This window comes from Planotetraspora sp. GP83 (assembly GCF_041262585.1).
In the GTDB taxonomy this organism is placed as follows: Bacteria; Actinomycetota; Actinomycetes; order Streptosporangiales; family Streptosporangiaceae; genus JAOEGB01.
The window spans coordinates 250,551-268,887 of record NZ_JBGCBZ010000007.1 but is presented as its reverse complement, the minus strand read 5'-3'; the positions used below and the strand labels follow the sequence as shown (position 1 = coordinate 268,887).

Below are 18,337 nucleotides of genomic sequence, written 5' to 3'. Positions count from 1 at the left end.
GCGATGGCGAACGACGACAAGCTGCGCGAATACCTCAAGCGCTCGATCGCTGAGACCAAGCAGGCCGAGAAGCGGCTGCGCCAGGTGGAAGCCAGGTCCAGGGAGCCGATCGCGATCGTGGGGATGGGCTGCCGGCTGCCCGGCGGCGTAGCCTCCCCCGAGGACCTGTGGGACCTGGTCTCCTCCGGCAAAGACACCATCGCCGAGTTCCCCACCGACCGCGGCTGGAACACCGACGACCTGTACGACCCCGACCCCGACCGCCCCGGCACCACCTACACCCGCCACGGCGGATTCCTCGACAACCCCGGCGACTTCGACGCCGACTTCTTCGGCATCTCCCGCCGCGAAGCACTCGCCAGCGACCCCCAGCAACGCCTGCTCCTGGAGGTCGCCTGGGAAACCTTCGAACGAGCCGGCATCGACCCGGTCCCGTTGCGAGGAAGCAGGACGGCCGTGTACGCGGGACTCGCCGACCGCACTTACGGTGCACGATTCCTGCAGGTGCCGGAGGATTTAGAGGGATATCTCGCCATCGGCAATCTCGGCAGCGTCGTGTCGGGGAGGATCGCGTACACCTTCGGGTTTGAGGGGCCCGCGGTGACCGTGGACACCGCCTGCTCGTCGTCGCTGGTGGCGCTGCACCTGGCCGTGCAGTCGCTCCGGTCGGGCGAGTCGGATCTGGCTCTGGCGGGCGGCGTCACGGTGATGTCCACCCCCATCGGTTTCACGGAGTTCTCCCGGCAGCGGGGGCTTGCTCCGGACGGGCGGTGCAAAGCCTTCGCCGCCGCCGCCGACGGCACCGGCTGGGCCGAAGGCGTCGGACTGCTCCTGGTAGAACGGCTCTCCGACGCGCGACGGCACGGACATCGCGTGCTCGCCGTGATCCGCGGCTCAGCCGTCAACCAAGACGGCGCCTCCAACGGCCTCACCGCCCCCAACGGCCCATCCCAGCAACGCGTCATCCGCCAAGCCCTCGACAACGCCGCCCTCACCCCAGCCGACATCGACACCGTCGAAGCCCACGGCACCGGCACCACCCTCGGCGACCCCATCGAAGCCCAAGCCCTGCTCGCCACCTACGGACAAGGCCGACCCACCGACCACCCCCTCTGGCTCGGCTCACTGAAATCCAACATCGGCCACGCCCAAGCCGCCGCCGGAGTCGCCGGAATCATCAAAATGGTCCAGGCCATCCGCCACGGCACCCTCCCCCAAACACTGCACGTAGACGAACCCACCCCCCACGTCGACTGGTCGGCCGGCACCCTCCAACTCCTCACCGAAACCCAGCCCTGGCCCAACCTCAACCGCCCCCGCAGAGCCGCCATCTCCGCCTTCGGCGTCAGCGGCACCAACGCCCACATCATCATCGAACAAGCACCCGCCGACGCCGTCCCCGCCGACGCCGGGCCCGAGCGGGAGCCGGGACGGGCTCTGCCCGCCATCCCCTGGACGATCTCCGGCCGCACCCCCGCCGCCCTGCGCGCCCAGGCCGACCGCCTGCTGGCTCACCTCGACCGCCACCCCGACCTCGACCCCGCCGACGTGGCCCACTCGCTGGCCACCACCCGCACCGCCTTCGACCACCGCGCCGTTGTCATCGGCCCAGCCCGCGCCGACCTCACCGAGGGCCTGCGGGCCCTGGCCGCGGGCAGCGCCCTCCCGAGCACAGTGACGGGCTCGGTCGGCGGGAACCCCGCAGTGGCGTTCCTGTTCACCGGACAAGGCAGCCAACGGACCGGGATGGGACGACAGCTCTACGACACCTTCCCTGTCTTCGCCGCCACCTTCGACACCCTCATCGAGCACCTGGACCGCCACCTGGCCGGCCATGTCCCGGCCCCCCTCAAAGACGTCGTCTTCGGCGAGGCCGAGCCCGGACTGCTCAACCAGACGGTTTACACCCAGGCCGGTCTGTTCGCCGTCGAGGTCGCCCTGGCCCGGCTGCTCCAATCGTGGGGCATCACCCCCGCCGCCGTGGCCGGCCACTCCATCGGCGCCCTGGCCGCCGCCCACATCGCCGGCGTTCTCGACGCCACCGACGCCACCGCCCTGGTGGCCGCCCGCGGCCGCCTGATGCAGACCCTGCCCGGCGGCGGAGCCATGGCCGCCATCCAGGCCACCGAAGACGAGATCACCACCGCCCTCACCGACGGCGTGACCATCGCCGCCCTCAACACCGCCACCTCAGTGGTCATCTCCGGCGACGCCCCCGCCGTCCACGCCCTGGCCGACGCCTTCCGCGCCCAGGGCCGCAAGACCCGCAACCTCACCGTCAGCCATGCCTTCCACTCCCACCACATGGACCCCATCCTCGCCGAGTTCGAGGACACCCTTGCCGCCCTGACCTTCCACCCTCCGCGGATCCTCGTCATCTCCGACCTCACCGGCCAGGTGGCCACCCCCGACGAGCTCGCCTCCCCCGCCTACTGGGCCCGCCACCTGCGCAACGCCGTCCGCTTCCACGACGTGATCCGCACCGCCCACGCCCAGGGCATCACCTCCTTCGCCGAACTCGGCCCGGACGGCGTGCTGACCGCCCTGGTCCAGGAGACCCTCGGCGACGACCCCGGTGTGGCCGCCGTCCCCGCCCTGCGCCGCGACCGGCCCGAAGTCGCCACCACGCTCACCGCCGCCGCCCACCTCCACACCCGAGGCACCCCCGTCAACTGGGCGGCCCTCTACACCGACAGCACCCCCACCACCGTCGACCTGCCCACCTACGCCTTCCAGCACGAACGACTGTGGGTCGAGCCACCCCCCGCCGGACCCAGCGACGTGTCAGGACTGGGCCTGGGCGCGGCGGACCATCCGCTGCTGGGCGCCGCCGTCACCCTCGCCGACGGCGACGGCACCGTCCTCACCGGCAAACTCTCCCTCGCCACCCACCCCTGGCTCGCCGACCACACCGTCTTCGACACCGTCATCGTCCCCGGCACCGCCTTCATCGACCTCGCCACCCACGCCGCCGACCACACCGGCCACACCACCATCGACGAACTGATCCTCCACGCCCCCCTCGTCCTGCCCGACCGCGACGGCGTCCACCTCCAGGTCATCGTGAACGCCGACCGGCACACCGTCGACATCTACTCCCGCCCCGGCGACGCCGCCACCGAGTGGACCCGGCACGCCACCGCCGTACTGGCGAACAGCGACGCGGAGCCCGGCTTCGACTTCGCGGTGTGGCCGCCCAGGAATGCGACCCCGTTAGAGGTCGAAACGGTCTATCCGGCTCTGGCCGAGGCGGGGTTGCGGTACGGCCCGGCGTTCCAAGGGCTCCGCGCCGCCTGGCAACGCGGTGACGAACTCTTCGCCGACGTCGTCCTCCCAGAGGGCGACCGAACCGACGCGGCCGCCTTCGGGGTGCATCCCGCACTGCTCGACGCGGCCGTGCACCTGCCCGCGTTGCGCGGCCTGGCCGATGTGCCGGAGGGACAGAACCGCTTGCCGTTCGCCTGGAACGGCGTGCGACTGCACGCATCGGGTGCGACGGCGCTCCGGGTTCGGGTGGTGATGGCCGATTCCGGTTCACTGACGCTGCAGGCCGCGGACGCCACCGGCGCGCCGGTGATCTCGATCGACTCGCTCGTCGCCCGGCTCGTCTCCGCCGATCAGTTGCGCACCACCACTCCGGCCAGGCCCAACGCGCTGTTCCACGTCGAATGGCCTCCACTGGCCCCGGCTCCTGCCGGACGGGAGGCATGGGCTGTGCTGGGAGAGCGCGCGCTCTACGAAAAGCTCCGCGGCGCGGGAGTCACGACGTCCCTGTTCGCCGACCTGGCCGCGCTCACGGCCGCCGTCGAAGCCGGAGAACCCGTCCCCGCTCTGGTCGTCCTCTCGGTGACGGGCCAGACCGACCCCGTCTCCGGCGCACACCACAACACCGAGCAGGTCCTGGCCGCCCTGCAGCAATGGCCGGCCGACGACCGATGGGCCACCACACGACTCCTCGTCCTGACCCGCAACGCCGTCGCCGCCAAGAACGACGACACCCCCGACCTCACCACCGCCCCCGTCTGGGGCCTCGTACGATCAGCCCAAACCGAACAACCCGGCCGCATCCTGCTCGCCGACCTGGACGACGATCCTCGATCCGTCGGCGCCCTGCCGACGGCCGTCCCCGCGGCTCTCGCCGCCGACGAATCCCAGCTCGCCCTGCGCGAAGGGCTGGTTCAGGTTCCCCGCCTGGCCCGCGCGCCGGAACCCGAACCGGACCCCCAGCCCTGGGATCCGGAGGGGACGGTGCTGATCACCGGCGGCACCGGCGGACTCGGCAGCACCCTCGCCCGCCACCTCGTCACCACCCATGGCATCCGCCACCTCCTCCTCACCAGCCGACGCGGCCCCCACACCCCCGGCGCACACGAACTCCACACCGAACTCACCGAACTCGGCGCCCACATCACCATCGCCACCTGCGACGTCACCGACCACCACGCCCTCACCGAAACCCTCGCCACCATCCCCCCCGACCACCCCCTCACCGCCGTCATCCACACCGCCGGAACCACCGACGACACCCCCATCACCAACCTCACCCCCGAACGACTCCACACCGTCCTCGCCCCCAAAATCGACGGCGCCTGGAACCTCCACCACCTCACCACCAATCACAACCTCACCGCCTTCATCTGCTTCTCCTCCATCTCCGGACTCCTCGGCGGAGCCGGACAAGCCAACTACGCCGCCGCCAACACCTACCTCGACGCCCTCGCCACCCACCGCACCGCCAACCACCAACCCGCCACCACCCTCGCCTGGGGACTCTGGGACCAAGCCACCGGAATCACCACCCACCTCAGCACTGCGGACCACGCCCGCATCGCCCGCACCGGACTGCGACCACTGAGCACCGCCGAGGCACTCGCCCTCTTCGACACCACGGTCTTCCGTCGCCACTCCAGCGCGCTTCTCGTCCCCACGCTCCTCGGCTCCGTCACGGACTCGGCGCCACCCCCGCTTCTGCGCGGGCTCATCCGGTCCTCCCGGCCGGTGGCCCGCACCGCCGCCGGCGGAGCGTCCTCGGTCACCGACCGGCTGGCCGGACTCGACCACCCCGAACGCGAGCGACTTCTCCTGGACCTGGTGCGCACCGAGGTCGGGACCGTGCTGAGCCATCCCAACCCCGAGGCCATCCCCACCGACCGGGCACTCATCGAGCTCGGCCTCGACTCCCTCACCGCCGTCGAGCTGCGCAACGGCCTCAACACCGCCACCGGGCTCCGCCTCCCCGCCACCCTCACCTTCGACCACCCCACCCCTCAGGCGATCGCCGGTTTCCTGGCGGGTGAGCTCGGCGAGACGGCATCGGCACCGGGCGGGCTGCCGGGCCGTACCGGCGCGAAGCAGGCCACGGGGGGGCTGGCCGCGATCCACCGGGGAATGCACGATGCGGGTAAGCACGTGGAGGCGGCGCAGTTGCTGCTGGCGGCCTCCCACATCCGGGGCCAGTTCGGCGCGTCGGAGCGCGGCCGGCACGCGCTGGACCCGATCCGGCTGGCCACCGGGCCAGGCCGGGTCTCGCTGGTCTGTTTTCCGGCGCTCAGCGCGATCTCCGGGCCGCACGAGTACTCCCGGTTCGGGCAGACCTTCCGAGACGAGCGGAACGTGTACGTGGTGCCCTCTCCGGGATTCACCGACGGGGCGGACGAATCGCTGCCGGATTCGCTGGAGACGCTGATCCAGATGAACGTGGAAGGGCTGCGCCGCAGCGTGGGCGACGAGCCGTTCGTGATCGTCGGACGTTCGATGGGCGGCTGCGTGGCGCACGCGGTCACCGTGGCGCTGGAGGATGAGGGCCTGTTCCCCGCCGGGCTCGCGCTGATCGACAGCTACCCCATCGACGCCGCCATGCGGGAGGGCATGGACTGGTGGCTGGCCGCCATGATCGGCGGGATGCTGGAGCGGATCGACCGGTTCGACATGACGCTGCACGACAACAGGCTGACGACGATGGGCACCTACAACCGCCTCTTCGTCGGATGGCAGCCCAAACCGGTGCGGACCCCGATCCTGCTGCTCCGAGCGGCCGAGCCCCTGCGGGGCACCACAGTCGACTCGGACGTGGACTGGCGGGCGTACTGGCCGGTGGCGCACGAGGCCGTGGACATTCCGGGCGACCACTTCAGCACCCTGGAGGAGAGCTCCGACACCACCGCCCAGGCGATCCGCTCCTGGATCAGCATGCTGATCGACATCGACGGGCCGGACGTGTGACCGCCCGGCCGTCGGCGATCGTGACCGGCGCGGGAGCCGGGATCGGGCGCGCGAGCGCCGAGCTGTTCGCCGAGCGCGGGTACGACGTCGTGGCCGTGGACCTCTCCGGAGCCGCGCTCTCCGAGCTGGAGGCGTCCCACGGCGTCGTGCCCCTCGTCGGCGACGTGGCGGAGGAGTCCACCAACGTCGTGGCCGTCGAGCTGGCGCTCGACCGGTTCGGACGGCTGGACGCCGCGGTGCTCAACGCCGGGATCGGTGCGACGCCTCCTTTGGAGGCGCCGGGCGCGGTCGAGCGATTCGACCGGATGGTCGCCGTCAACCTGCGCGGCCCGGTGCTGGGCATCCGGGCCGCCGCGCCGGTCCTGCGCGCAGGAGGCGGCGGCGCGATCGTGCTGACCGCGTCGATCTCAGGGCTGGGGGGCGATCCGGGCGTCTGGGCGTACAACGCGACCAAGGCGGGCGTGGTCAACCTCGTCAGAGGCACTTCGATCGACTACGCGGCACAGGGCATCCGGATCAACGCTGTGGCGCCGGGCCTCACCGACACCCCGCGCACCGCCGTACACCGGGAGGACCCGGAGCTCGCGGCCGAGCTGACACGGCGGATCCCGATGCGCCGCTGGGCGCGTCCCCGCGAGCAGGCCGAGGCCATATGGTTCCTGGCCTCGCCCGCCGCCTCCTACATCACCGGAGTGACCCTTCCCGTGGACGGCGGGCTGACCGCGAACACCGGCCTGCTCCTCCCGCCGGGCGGACCCGTCAGAGCGTGAGCTGCTCCAGGATGCCCAGGCGGTCGGGGAGGACCTCGTACTCGACGATCCGGCCGTCCCGGAACCTGATCGTGCTGATGCTCTGACCGGTGAAACGCCGTCCGCTCGGCGGAGCGCCGAACACGTTGCCGCGCTGCACTCCCTCGATCGTCCAGTACACGACGACCCGGTCCCCCTCGGCGACGGTGTCCGTCACCGTGGCGGTCACGCCCTCGACCGCCGAGCGCAGCCAGGTGATGTGCTGGACGAAACCGTCCCGGCCGCCGGCTCCTCCGGCCGGTCCCGCGCCGTCCCTGGCGTCATCGGCGATGATCTCGTCGAGGACCTCCAGACGTCCTTGGGTGACGGCCTCCTCGTAGAAGCGCCTCGCCACCGCGCGGTTGGTCTCCGTCGTGCTCATCGGCAGGTCCTTTCGATTCGAATCGGGCTGGTCACCGGGGTGTTCCCGGCAGGGGCAGAATGCCGAGGCTGGCGTCGAGACCGCCGTCGACGACGAGCGTCGTCCCCGTGATGTAGGAGGCGGCGGGCGAGACCAGGAACCAGATCGCCTCGGCCTGCTCGCGCGGCTCGGCGAACCGCTGGAGCGGGACGCGCCGTTCGATCTCCGCGGTGAGGAGCGGGTCCTGCCGGACTCCGGCGTTGATCCGAGTCCAGGTCAGGCCGGGGGCGAGGGCGTTGACCCGGATCCCCTGCACGGCGTAGTCGATGGCCGCGGCACGGACCAGATTGATCACGGCGCCCTTGGACGCGTTGTACGCCCAGTTGCCGGGGTCGGCACGCAGCCCGGCGACCGACGCGGTCACCACGATGGCCCCGCCGCCTCCGGCGCGCAGGACGGGAGCCGCGGCGCGGATGCCCAGGATCGGGCCGCGGAGATTGACCGCGAGAATGCGGTCGGCGGCCTCGATCGCGCCGGGCGTCTCGAAGGGGCGCGTCCCCCCGATCCCGGCGTTCAGGACCACGGCGTCGAGCCTGCCGAACCGCTCGACGGCCAGCGCCACGGCGGCGTGGTTGGTGGCCTCCACCGACACGTCACCGGCCAGGGTGACCACCTGGTCGAGCCGGGAGAGCTCCTTCAGACCGCGCTCGTCCTGGTCGACCGCGACGACGCCGACTCCCCGTTCGGCGAACAGCTCGACCGCGGCGCGGCCGATTCCCGAGGCGGCGCCCGTCACGACGACGGCCCGCGGCGTCCCGGACGCGCCGGGGCCCTGGTGGTCGGGGTCAGGGGTGGTTGCGGTCATGTCGAGCCCTTCAGGTCCATGGCGGATGCGAGTTTCCCCGCCGCCGGGCCCGCGGCAATCCGCGGGACGGCGGCGAGCAGCGCGCGGGTGTAGGCGGCGCGCGGCGACCGGAACACCGTGTCGATCTCCCCGATCTCGACCACCGCTCCGTCCTTCATGACGGCCACCCGGTCGCACACCTGGCGGACGACCCCCAGGTCGTGGGAGATGAACAGCAGTGAGACCCCGACCTCGCGCCGTAACCGGGCGAGCAGGGCGAGAATCTGGGCCTGGACGGTGACATCGAGGGCGGAGACCGGCTCATCGCAGACGATCACCTCGGGATTCGGGGCGAGAGCCCGCGCGATGGCCACCCGCTGCCGTTGCCCGCCCGAGAGCTGGCCCGGCCGCCGGCCGAGCAGACTCGCGTCGAGCCCCACCTCGCCCAGCAACTCCACGACGCGGTCGCGCCCGCCGCGTCGTGCCGCATCGCGCGGCAGCGCCTCCCCGATGACGCGTTCGACGGTGAAGCGGGGGTCGAAGGAGCTCAGCGGGTCCTGGTCGATGAGCTGCACACGGGAACGCCGGGCTCGGCGATCCCGTTCCCGCAGGCCGCTCCACGCCTGCCCGTCCAGGTGCACCGATCCGGCGTCGGGCTCGAACTCCGCCAGCACGATCCTGGCGGTGGTGCTCTTGCCTGACCCCGACTCGCCGACGAGTCCGAGCGCCTCCCCCGTCATCAGGTCGAACGACACGTCGTCGACGGCGGTGCGCCAAACCCCGGCAGCAGATCCGTCCGGCGACCGGAACCGCTTCGTGACGCCGCGAACGGCGACCACCGCCCGGCCGCGCGCGGGGGGCGGCTGAGCCGTACGCGCGGGCCGCGGCCGGCGTCCGGTCTCGTCCGCGACGGGGTGCCAGCAGCGGACGATGCGGTCCGGCCCGTACGCCACGGGCGCCGGGAGCTCAGCCGCGCAGCGGTCGTCGGCCAGCGCGCAGCGGGGGGCGTAGGGGCATCCGTCCCCCGCTGGAGGAGCCGATCTGAGCGCCGGAATGTCTTCCACCGGTCCGTCCAGGCTCGGCACGGCGGCCAGGAGATCCACCGCGTAGGGATGCGCGGGAGCCGCCAGCAAGGTCGCCGCCGGCCCCCGCTCCATCACCATGCCTCCGTAGAGGATGGCGATGTGATCGGCCAGCCGGGCCACGACCGCCAGGTCATGGCTGATCAGCAGCACCGCCGTACCGGCGTCCTTCATGCCCTTCAGGAGGTCGAGGACCTGGGCCTGCACGGTGACGTCGAGCGCGGTGGTCGGCTCGTCGGCGACCAGCAGCGACGGCCGCGCGGCGATGGCCGAGGCGATCAGCGCCCGCTGCCGCAGCCCGCCCGACAGCTCGTGCGGGTACTGCAGGTACCGCATGTCCGCATCGGGCACACCGGCCTCCGCGAGCAGCTCGATGACCTGCTCGTCCAGGGTGTCCCGGCTCGCCAGGCCGTGGACCTCGAGTGGCTCGGCGACCTCGTCCCCGACCCTGCGCAGCGGATCCAGCGAGGTCAGCGCGTCCTGAAGGACGTAGCCGGCGCGACGGCCGCGCAGCTTGCGCCACTGCCCGGGGCTGAGCCGGCGAAGGTCTCGTCCCTCGAACGAGAGGGTCTCGGCGCGCACGTCCGCGGTCCTCCCGGCCAGCCCCAGCAGCGCCCGCGCCGTCACGCTCTTGCCCGAGCCGGATTCCCCCACCACTGCGAGACACTCCCCCGCGCGCAGGGAGAGGCTGACATCCCGTACGGCACGCACGACACCCTGCCGCGTGGTGAAGTCGACCGAGAGTCGCTCCACGGCGAGCAGCGGCTCGGCCGGCGCGGCATCGGTCATCGGGCCGGTCATCGGAACTCCCGCCCTTCATACCGGGCCTGCAGCTCGCGTCCGATGACGGACACGGACATGACGGTGAGAGTGATGGCCGCGCCGGGGAAGATCGCGAGGGTCCAGCTCGCGTCAAGGTAGTCGCGGGACTGCGCCAGCATCGAACCCCACTCCGGATCGGGAGGCTGCGGACCGAGCCCGAGGAAGCTGAGGGACGCCCCCGCGATGATGGCGGTGCCGACGTTCAGCGTCGCGAGGATCAGCAGGGGCGCGAGCACGTTGGGCACGATGTGGCGGCAGAGGATCCGCGAGGGCGGCAGCCCGAGGTTGATCGCGGCCCGCACGTACGGCGAGCCCCGCACGACCAGGGCCTGGACCCGGACGATGCGGGCGAAGCCCGGCGCGAGGGCGATGGTGATCGCCACGACGGCGTGGCCGGTGCCCGGTCCGAGGACGGCCACCACGAGAAGGGCCATCAGAATGCTGGGGAACGCCAGGAAGACGTCGGCCACCCGCATGGCGGCCTCGCCGACGACCCGTCCGCCCAGCGCCGCCAGCAGCCCCCATACGGAACCGGCCGCACCCGCCAGCAACGTCGAGCCCAGCCCGACGAGCAACGAGGGGCGCGCTCCGTAGACGACCCTGGCGAACACGTCGCGCCCCAGCTGGTCGGTGCCGAAGGGGTGGCCCGGACCGGGGCCGCGCAGCGCGGCCGCCGGATCGACCACATTCGGCCCGTGTGCGAACAGGCCGGGGAAGGCCGCGGCCACGAAGATCAGGATGAAGAACGCGGCGGCGAGGAGCGGCACGGGCCGCGGGACGCGCCGGCGCGACGTCCGGGACCGGGCCGCGGCGGCGCGGACTCCGTCGTCGTACGGCGGAGCCGTGGCGGCTGTCTGGGGAACGGTCACAGCGCGACCTGCCGCATCCGCGGGTCGACGACCCGATAGAGCAGGTCGAGGCCGGTGTTGATCAAAGAAAACCACAGTGCCGCCAGCACCACCACTCCCGTCACCACGGGGAAGTCCCGGCCGTTGACCGCCGCGACGACGACCTGGCCGACGCCCTGACGGGCGAAGACGGTCTCCACCACCACGACCCCGGCGAGGAGCTCGCCGAGCGCCCAGCCCGAGAGGGTGAGCACGGGCAGCGCGGCGTGGCGCAGCGCGTGGCGCAGCCGGATGCGGTTCTCCGCCGCGCCTCTCGATCGGGCGGTGAGAGCGAACGGCTGGTCGAGCGCGCGTTCCAGCCCCTCCCTGGTGACCTGCGACAGAACGCCGGCGATCGGCAGCGCGAGGGCGACCCACGGCAGCACGAGCGCGGCGACGCCGTCGTCGCCCAGCACGGGAAACCAGCGCAGGTGGAAGGAGAAGGCGGTGAGCAGCAGGATGCCGATCCAGAAGTTGGGCGTCGAGATGGCGCAGAACTCGACCGCGCGGGACAGCGCCCGGGCGCGTGGCCGTCCGGCGGTGAGCAGGGCCAGGGTCAGCGCCAGGGCGAAGCCGAGAAGTGCGGCGCCCGCCGCCAGCGCGGCCGTGGCTCCGAGCTGCTCCAGGACCACGCCGCCGACGGACTGGTTGAGCTGGTAGGACTCGCCGAGGTCGGCGCGGGCGAGCCTGCCGAGGAAGACGGCGTACTGGACGACGATCGGCTCGCGCAGGCCGTACCGCTCGCGGATGGCGTCGAGCACCTCCGGCGTGGCGTGGGCCTGCACCCCGCCCGCGATCACGCGGGCCGGGTCGCCCGGCACCAGCCGCATGCCGATGAAGGCCAGCGTCGCCGCCCCCCACAGCACCACCAGGGTCAGCGCGAGCCTGCGGGACAGCCAGCGCGCCAGCGGCGGCACGGAGATCAGGCCCCCAGCCACGCGCCGTGGAAGACCGGGTAGGTCTGCGCGTCGAAGGTGACGCCGCGCACCTTGCCGGACAGGCCCACGAGCTGAACGGGGGTGTAGAGGGGAAGCACGTAGGCCTGCTTGAGCACCTCGGTCTGGACGGCGGAGTAGTCACGGACGGCCGTCGCGAGGTCGGAGGTCTCCGCCGCCTCCTCGACCCAGTGATCGATCTGGGGCGACCTGACGAGCGCGACGTTGCCGCCCGCCTTGGCGTAGGTGTTGCCGGAGGCGAACGCGAAACGGAGCACGTCGGGCGTGGGCCTGGCGAAGCTGACGTCGATCAGGTCGTAGCCGCCGCCGATGAGGTGCTTGCTGACGAATGTCCCCGTGTCCACGGCCGGCCGGTCGACCTTGATCCCGGCCAGCTTGGCCTGGGCCTGGATCCCCTCGGCCAGCACGTCGCGCTGCTCCTTGTTGCCCTCGGCCCAGAAGGGCCAGACCAGGGTGAGGGTCTTGCCGTCCTTGACGCGGTAGCCGTCCGCGTCGGTCTTCGTCCAGCCCGCCTCGTCCAGCAGCCTCTTCGCCTGAGCGGGGTCGTAGGCCGCGCGGGCGCTCTCGGCGCCGGCGTCGTAAGCGGCGGTCGTCGGGCTGAGCGGATTCCTCGCCGCCTTGAAATGGCCGAAATAGATGTTCTTGACGAGCCCTTCGACGTCGATGGCGGCCGAGAACGCCCGGCGGACCCTGACGTCCCGAAGCGGCCCGCGCGTCTGGTTGAAATAGAGGTTGTAATTGAGCCCCGGCGTTTCCTGGGCGTTCAACGTGAATCCGGGAAGAGATTTCAACCGCTCGGCGTCGACCGGCGGGACGCCCGCTATCGCCTGCACCTGACCACTCGTCAGCGCGCCGTACCGGGTGGCGTCCTCGGAGACGAATTCGAATACCAGATTGTCCAGATAAGGCGCGCCCCGGTGGGACGCGTTCTCCGGCGGAGAGGAATATCCGGGATTCTTCTTCAACGAGACACGCTTGTCCTTCTCCCACGAGACGTAGGAGAACGGGCCGGTCCCGACGGGTTCGTACTGAGCGACCGGCTTGGCGAGCGCGGCCGGGCTCTGGATCCCCAGGTAGGGAACCGACAGCGCCTGCAGGAACGGGGTGAAGGGCCGGGAGAGCGTCACCTCGACGACCAGGTCGCTCACCACCCGCGACTTCTCGTACGGAGCGATCAGCGACGCCGCGTACGCCGACTTGGTCGCGGGATCCACGACGTGGTCGAGCGACGCCTTGACGGCCTGCGCGGTGAACGGAGTGCCGTCGTGGAATCGCACGCCTTCGCGGAGGGTGAAGGTGTAGGTCTTGCCGTCCGCCGAGACCGCCCACTGCTTCGCCAGCCAGGGGCCGAAGCTGTCCGCGCCGGTCTGCACCACCAGGGAGTCGAAGATGTTCCGGTCGATGAGCCCGGTGATCGCGGTGGCCGCCACCGCCGGGTCGAGCGACACCTGGGTGCCGGCGACGGCGTACCTGAGGGTCCCGCCGGCCACCGGCCCGGCGTTGCCGGAGCCCCGCGCCGGCGGCCGGTCGTCGTCCCGGCCTGTGAGGGACACCACGAGGACGACGACGACGGCGACGAGGGCGGCCAGGGCGGAGAACACGACGTTCCGGCGCCGCGACCGCAGTCGGCCGCGCTTTCTGACGGGTTCGTCCTCGACTCGAGTGGCTGCGTCATCGCTCAAGGACATGGTGCGACCTTCTCTGCCGGAACGGCGGGCGAAACAGGCGGATGGCGCGAGAACATTCATGCCCGGTTCCCGCTTCGGCGATCACACCATATTCGGCCGCACCGGTCAACGCCGTTATGCGCTTTCCACCTCGGCGGAACAATTCGAATTCTCTATCAATTTCAATTCGAATCGCTTATCGGTCGGCGGTGCGGGCACGGAGGGAATCATCACCGACGAGAAGAACTTGCGCAGGATGTCACCGGAGTTCGCCGTGATCGCCGGGTCCAGCCCCTGCCTGCCGACCAGCCACAGTCCCATGGCTCCCTGCGGCGGAAGCTCGTGAACCTCCCGCAGGCCGTCCGGCACGCCGTACGCCGTCGGCAGCAGGGCGACTCCGAGGCCCGCCCGCGCGGCGGCGAGGACGCCTTCCAGGTTGACCGCCTCGGTCGTGATCCGCACCTCCCAGCCGAGCCCTTCCAGGACGCGTACGGCCTGGCGCCGGAGGCCGCACGGCTCCTGGAAGGCGACGAGCGGCAGCGGCGCGCCCATGGGAGGCGGGAACCAGCCGGGCGCCGCCAGCCAGCGCAGCGGCAGGGAGCCCACCTCCGTCCCACCCACGTTGGCCACGGCGCCGAGGATCAGCGCCATGTCGAGCGTTCCGCGCATCGTCTCCTCGGCGAGGATCGGGCTGCGATCCAGCCGGAAGACGACGTCGTGTCCGGGCAACGCGGACAGCAGCGCGGCGAGCAGGTCGGGCAGCACCTGGCCCGCCGCGTCCTCGATGGCTCCGATTGTCAGCGTCGACGGCCGGCCGGCCCCGAGGCGGGACATGACGTCGTCGTGCACGGCGAGCAGCCGCCGGGCCTCCACCAGCAGCGTCTCACCCGCCGGCGTGAACCTGGTCAGCCGGCCCGCCCGCTCGACCAGCGGCCGGCCGACGACCCGCTCCAGACCGCGCACATGTTGGCTCACGGTGGGCTGGCTCGTCCGCAACGCGGCCGCCGCGCGGCCGAACCCTCCACAGTCGGCGATGGCGACGAAAGTTCGTAGCTGGACCAGGTCGAGCAGTGCTCCCATAGCCGCATGATAGGAGGAAAAGCCTACTTTCCCTACCGGAAAAAGCGGTCGCGGAGCTCCTGCTTGCGAACCTTCAGGCTGGCGGTGCGGGGCAGCGCGTCCACGACGAACACGCGGGTCGGCCGCTTGTAACCGGCGAGCCGGTCGCCGACGTACCGGACGACCTCCTCGGCGTCGGGCGCGTGTTCCCCGGCCGGGACGACGGCGGCGGCCACGGTCTCGCCCCAGCGGGCGTCGGGCAGGCCGAAGACGGCCGCCTGCGCGACCCCCGGCATGCCGGCCAGCACGTTCTCGACCTCGGCGGGGTAGACGTTCATCCCTCCGGTGATGATCATGTCCTTGATCCGGTCCGTGATATAGACGTATCCGGCCTCGTCGACGTGCCCGGCGTCGCCGGTGCGGAACCAGGGGCCGCTGAACGACTCGGCGGTCAGGCCGGGCCGGTTGTGGTAGCCCGCGAAGAGCGTGTCGGACTCGACGACCAGCTCCCCCGTGCTTCCGGCCGGGAGGAACTCCCCCGACTCCCCGATGACCCGCACGCTCGCGATCGGCACCGGCCGCCCCGCGGACGCGTAGATGTCGTCCGCCGGGCAGCCGGGGCCCCAGTCGGCCGCCGTCGTGGCGGTGACGGGGGCGCCGGTCTCGGTCATCCCCCACGTCTCGATGTAGCGCGGGCCGACCACCTCCACCAGGTCGCGGACCTGGTCGGGCGGGAGCGCGGACGCCGAGTGCAGGATCCCGGAGAGGCTGCCGAGCACCTCGGGCCTCCGCCGCACCTCCTCCGTGAACGCGGGGACGAGCGGGCTGGGGGCGTACGTGAAGGTGGAGCGCTCGCGGATCATGGCGTCCACCCACGCGTCCGGCGCCCGCCCGGCCATGAACGACAGGGTGCCGCCGAGGTAGAGGTGGGGCAGGACGACGCCCCACAGCGCGGCCACGAACGAGAACGTGCCGGTGAACGCGCAGCGGCTGCCCGGCGCGAGGCGGTAGTGGTACGGCATGTGCCGGATGATCCTGGCGAGCGTCGCGTTCTCCACCACGACGCCCTTCGGCGTTCCCGTCGTGCCGCTGGTGTAGCCGATGATCGCCGCGCCCTCTCCCGGGACGGGCTCCGGGGCGCGGTCGGACGCCTTGGCGAGCAGGCCGTCGTAGCGCAGGCCGCCGGGAAGCGGCTCGCCGCCCACGGTGACCAGCGCGGCCAGGTCGCCGAGCCCGGCGACCTGGCCCGCGACGGCGCTCCGCCCCGCCGTGCAGGCGAACGCCCGGACGTCGGCGTCCTCGAGGATGGCCTGGACCTCGGCCGCCTTGAGCCGGTCGTTGACGTGCACCGCCGTGAACCCGCCGAAGGCGCAGGCGACGTAGGCCTCCAGCGCCTCGACCCGGTCCTCCATCATGAGCGCCACCCGGTCGCCGGGCCGTACGCCCAGGCCGGTCAGGGCGTTGGCGAACCTCGCGGCGTTGCGGGCGAGCTCCCGGTAGGTCCGGCGCTCGCCGTGGGCCACGATCGCCGTGCGGTCGGCGAATCGGCGGGTGGCGGCCCTGAGGAGGCCGCCCCAGCTGTCCGGGAACGCGTCGGGGGCGCTCATTCGGCGAAGTCGGCCGACAGACCCATGCCCCGCAGCAGGGTGGCCCGGTCGTAGTACTCCAGCCACTCGGCGACCAGGCCGTCCTCGATGCGGAGGACTCCCACGACCGGGACCTCGCCGTGGCTGCCCCGCGCGTCGAAGACGTCGAGCCGCTCCATGAAGACGCGGCCGTCGACGACGCCCATGGCCTTGACCCTGATGTCGAGCCGCTCCAGCCCTTCGGCGAGCACGGCCAGCCGCTCCCGGATGGCCTCCCGCCCGATGAGCGGCTCCTGCATCACGCTGTGCAGGACGCCGTCGGGCGCGAACAGGCCGATCACCCGCTCCCAGTCGAGCGCGTTCCAGGCGTCGATCATGTCCTGTGCGACGCGAAGTCTCTGGTCCGTCATGCGAGCTCTCTCCTGATGTCGCGCTTGAGGATCTTGCCGACCGGGTTGCGGGGCAGCGCCTCGCGCAGCTCCAGCCGTTCGGGCAGCTTGTAGGACGCGATCTGGGCCGCCCGCAGGTGGGTGAGCAGCGCGTCCAGCGTGACGGTGCGCCCCTCCTTCGGGACGACCACGGCGCACACCTTCTCGCCCAGCACCTCGTCCGGGTAGCCGAGGACGGCCACCTCCGCGACGTCCGGGTGGGCGCTGATCAGGCCCTCCAGCTCCGCGGGCGCGATGTTCATGCCGCCCCGGATGATGAGGTCCTTGACCCGGTCGACGTAGCGGAGGAACTCCCCGCGCTCACCGTCGATGACGAAGACGTCACCGGTCTTCAGGTAGCCCCGCTCGTCGAACGGGCTCGGGAGCCGGTCGCCCTGGAGGTAGCCGGGGAAGACCATCGGCCCCTTGATGCGCAGCTCGCCGGGACGGCCGGGCTCGGTCACCTCCTCACCGGTGTCGGGATCGACCAGGCGGGTGGAGATCTGCTCCGCCGACCGGATCGACCACTTCACGCCCGGCACGCCGTACCGGGGGAAGAACAGCGCCCGCTGCTCCGGATCGGGTACGTCATGCGGGTCGGTGATGAGCGCGATGCCCTCGTTCGACCCGAAGAAGTTGATGATCCCGATGCCGTAGTCCTCCTGCCAGCCCTTCACCATCGACGGGGCCAGCGGAGCCGAGCCGGACCCGATGAGGCGCAGCGAGCCGATGTCGGTCGTCGCCAGCAGATCGGGCCTGGCCAGCAGCATGGTGAGCAGCGCGGGCGGCGCGACGGTGTAGGTCGCGCGTTCCTCCGCGATCTGCCGCAGGAACGTCGGCAGGTCGAACGGGTGGTGCTGGACGAGCACGCCGCCGACCCGCAGCCATGGGAGGAACATGCCGTTGATGCCGGCCATGTTCACCATGGGGAACGGGTTCAGCAGCACGTCGTCGGCGGTCAGCCGGGGCGCGTCCACGGTCACCCAGCTCGCCGCGAGCCAGTCGTAGTGGGTCCTCCGCACGCCCTTGGGGGTGCTCTCGGTGCCCGACGTCCAGCAGATGGTCACGCAGTCGTTGGGGTCGCCGGCGTGCGACGCGACCGGGCCGCGGGCCGCGGCCAGCTCGGCGTCGAACGTGGGGTCGCCGTGGGCGAGGAGGACGCGCAGGCCGGGCAGTGCCGCGCGCGCCTCCTCAGCCATGTCGCGTCCGCCCATTCTTGTCACGGTGAGAAAGCCGGCGAATCCCGCGAGCGCGCCGAGCTCCCCGATCTCGTGTGCCCTGTACTGCACGGGCAGCGGGGAGATCACCAGGCCGAGCCGCCAGCCGGCGAGGTAGGCGGCGGCCAGCTCGACCGTGTTCGGCAGCTGTACGGCCAGCACGTCGCCCGGCCGGAGCCCGTGGTCGCGCAGCACCGACGCGAGGCGGTCCACCTCGGCGTCGAACTCGCTCCAGGTGAGCCGCCGCGGTTCCGCGCCCACCAGGTCGGCCTTGTTGGCGGGGTCGACGATGGCGAGCCGGTCCGGCGCCGCGGCCACCCGCGCCCGGAACAGGTCGTCCAGCGTCTCCCGCGTCCACCAGCCCCTGGCGACGTACTCCTCGACCCGCTCAGCGGGGTGCAGCCCTCTCATCGTTGGA

12 protein-coding genes are annotated in these 18,337 nt (G+C 71.9%); 2 read left to right on the top strand and 10 right to left on the bottom strand.

The features are described from left to right. Nucleotides 1-3 precede the first annotated feature (3 nt). Together ABH927_RS13050 and ABH927_RS13045 are read left to right on the top strand one after the other, a co-directional pair. Nucleotides 4-6,222 (top strand): type I polyketide synthase, encoded by a 6,219-nt coding sequence (locus ABH927_RS13050; RefSeq protein WP_370021230.1) that lies wholly within the window; start codon nucleotides 4-6, stop codon nucleotides 6,220-6,222. Beyond that, nucleotides 6,219-6,992 carry an SDR family NAD(P)-dependent oxidoreductase gene (locus ABH927_RS13045; RefSeq protein WP_370021228.1) on the top strand — a complete coding sequence of 258 codons (774 nt, stop codon included), beginning with the start codon at nucleotides 6,219-6,221 and terminating at the stop codon, nucleotides 6,990-6,992. Before ABH927_RS13050 ends, ABH927_RS13045 begins: the two co-directional genes overlap by 4 nt. On the opposite strand, the gene ABH927_RS13040 is transcribed toward ABH927_RS13045, so the two are convergent. From ABH927_RS13040 to ABH927_RS12995, 10 genes are all read right to left on the bottom strand, one after another. After that, nucleotides 6,982-7,392, bottom strand: coding sequence for an ester cyclase (locus ABH927_RS13040; RefSeq protein ID WP_370021226.1), 411 nt, complete (start codon nucleotides 7,390-7,392; stop codon nucleotides 6,982-6,984). The two genes, ABH927_RS13045 and ABH927_RS13040, sit on opposite strands and share 11 nt — an antisense overlap. Nucleotides 7,393-7,423: 31 nt before the next feature. Next, nucleotides 7,424-8,236, bottom strand: coding sequence for an SDR family NAD(P)-dependent oxidoreductase (locus tag ABH927_RS13035; protein ID WP_370021224.1), 813 nt, complete (start codon nucleotides 8,234-8,236; stop codon nucleotides 7,424-7,426). Further along, entirely contained in the window at nucleotides 8,233-10,098 is a 1,866-nt protein-coding gene (locus ABH927_RS13030; protein WP_370021222.1) for a dipeptide ABC transporter ATP-binding protein, read from the bottom strand. The genes ABH927_RS13035 and ABH927_RS13030 overlap by 4 nt, the downstream gene beginning before the upstream one ends. Continuing rightward, on the bottom strand, nucleotides 10,095-10,988 hold the full coding sequence (locus tag ABH927_RS13025) for an ABC transporter permease (protein ID WP_370021220.1): 894 nt from the start codon (nucleotides 10,986-10,988) through the stop codon (nucleotides 10,095-10,097). Before ABH927_RS13025 ends, ABH927_RS13030 begins: the two co-directional genes overlap by 4 nt. Beyond that, the gene (locus tag ABH927_RS13020; protein WP_370021218.1) at nucleotides 10,985-11,944 is read right to left on the bottom strand and encodes an ABC transporter permease; all 960 of its coding nucleotides are present in this window, start codon (nucleotides 11,942-11,944) and stop codon (nucleotides 10,985-10,987) included. Before ABH927_RS13020 ends, ABH927_RS13025 begins: the two co-directional genes overlap by 4 nt. Continuing rightward, complete coding sequence (locus tag ABH927_RS13015) at nucleotides 11,929-13,650, bottom strand: ABC transporter substrate-binding protein (RefSeq protein ID WP_370021216.1); 1,722 nt, start codon at nucleotides 13,648-13,650, stop codon at nucleotides 11,929-11,931. Before ABH927_RS13015 ends, ABH927_RS13020 begins: the two co-directional genes overlap by 16 nt. A 114-nt stretch (nucleotides 13,651-13,764) precedes the next feature. After that, entirely contained in the window at nucleotides 13,765-14,709 is a 945-nt protein-coding gene (locus ABH927_RS13010; protein WP_370021215.1) for a LysR family transcriptional regulator, read from the bottom strand. A gap of 32 nt (nucleotides 14,710-14,741) precedes the next feature. Beyond that, complete coding sequence (locus ABH927_RS13005; protein WP_370021214.1) at nucleotides 14,742-16,295, bottom strand: class I adenylate-forming enzyme family protein; 1,554 nt, start codon at nucleotides 16,293-16,295, stop codon at nucleotides 14,742-14,744. Further along, the gene (locus ABH927_RS13000; RefSeq protein ID WP_370021212.1) at nucleotides 16,292-16,684 is read right to left on the bottom strand and encodes a nuclear transport factor 2 family protein; all 393 of its coding nucleotides are present in this window, start codon (nucleotides 16,682-16,684) and stop codon (nucleotides 16,292-16,294) included. The genes ABH927_RS13005 and ABH927_RS13000 overlap by 4 nt, the downstream gene beginning before the upstream one ends. Further along, a complete protein-coding gene (locus tag ABH927_RS12995) occupies nucleotides 16,681-18,330 on the bottom strand; it encodes a class I adenylate-forming enzyme family protein (protein WP_370021210.1) in 1,650 nt (549 codons plus the stop codon). The genes ABH927_RS13000 and ABH927_RS12995 overlap by 4 nt, the downstream gene beginning before the upstream one ends. Nucleotides 18,331-18,337 lie beyond the last annotated feature (7 nt).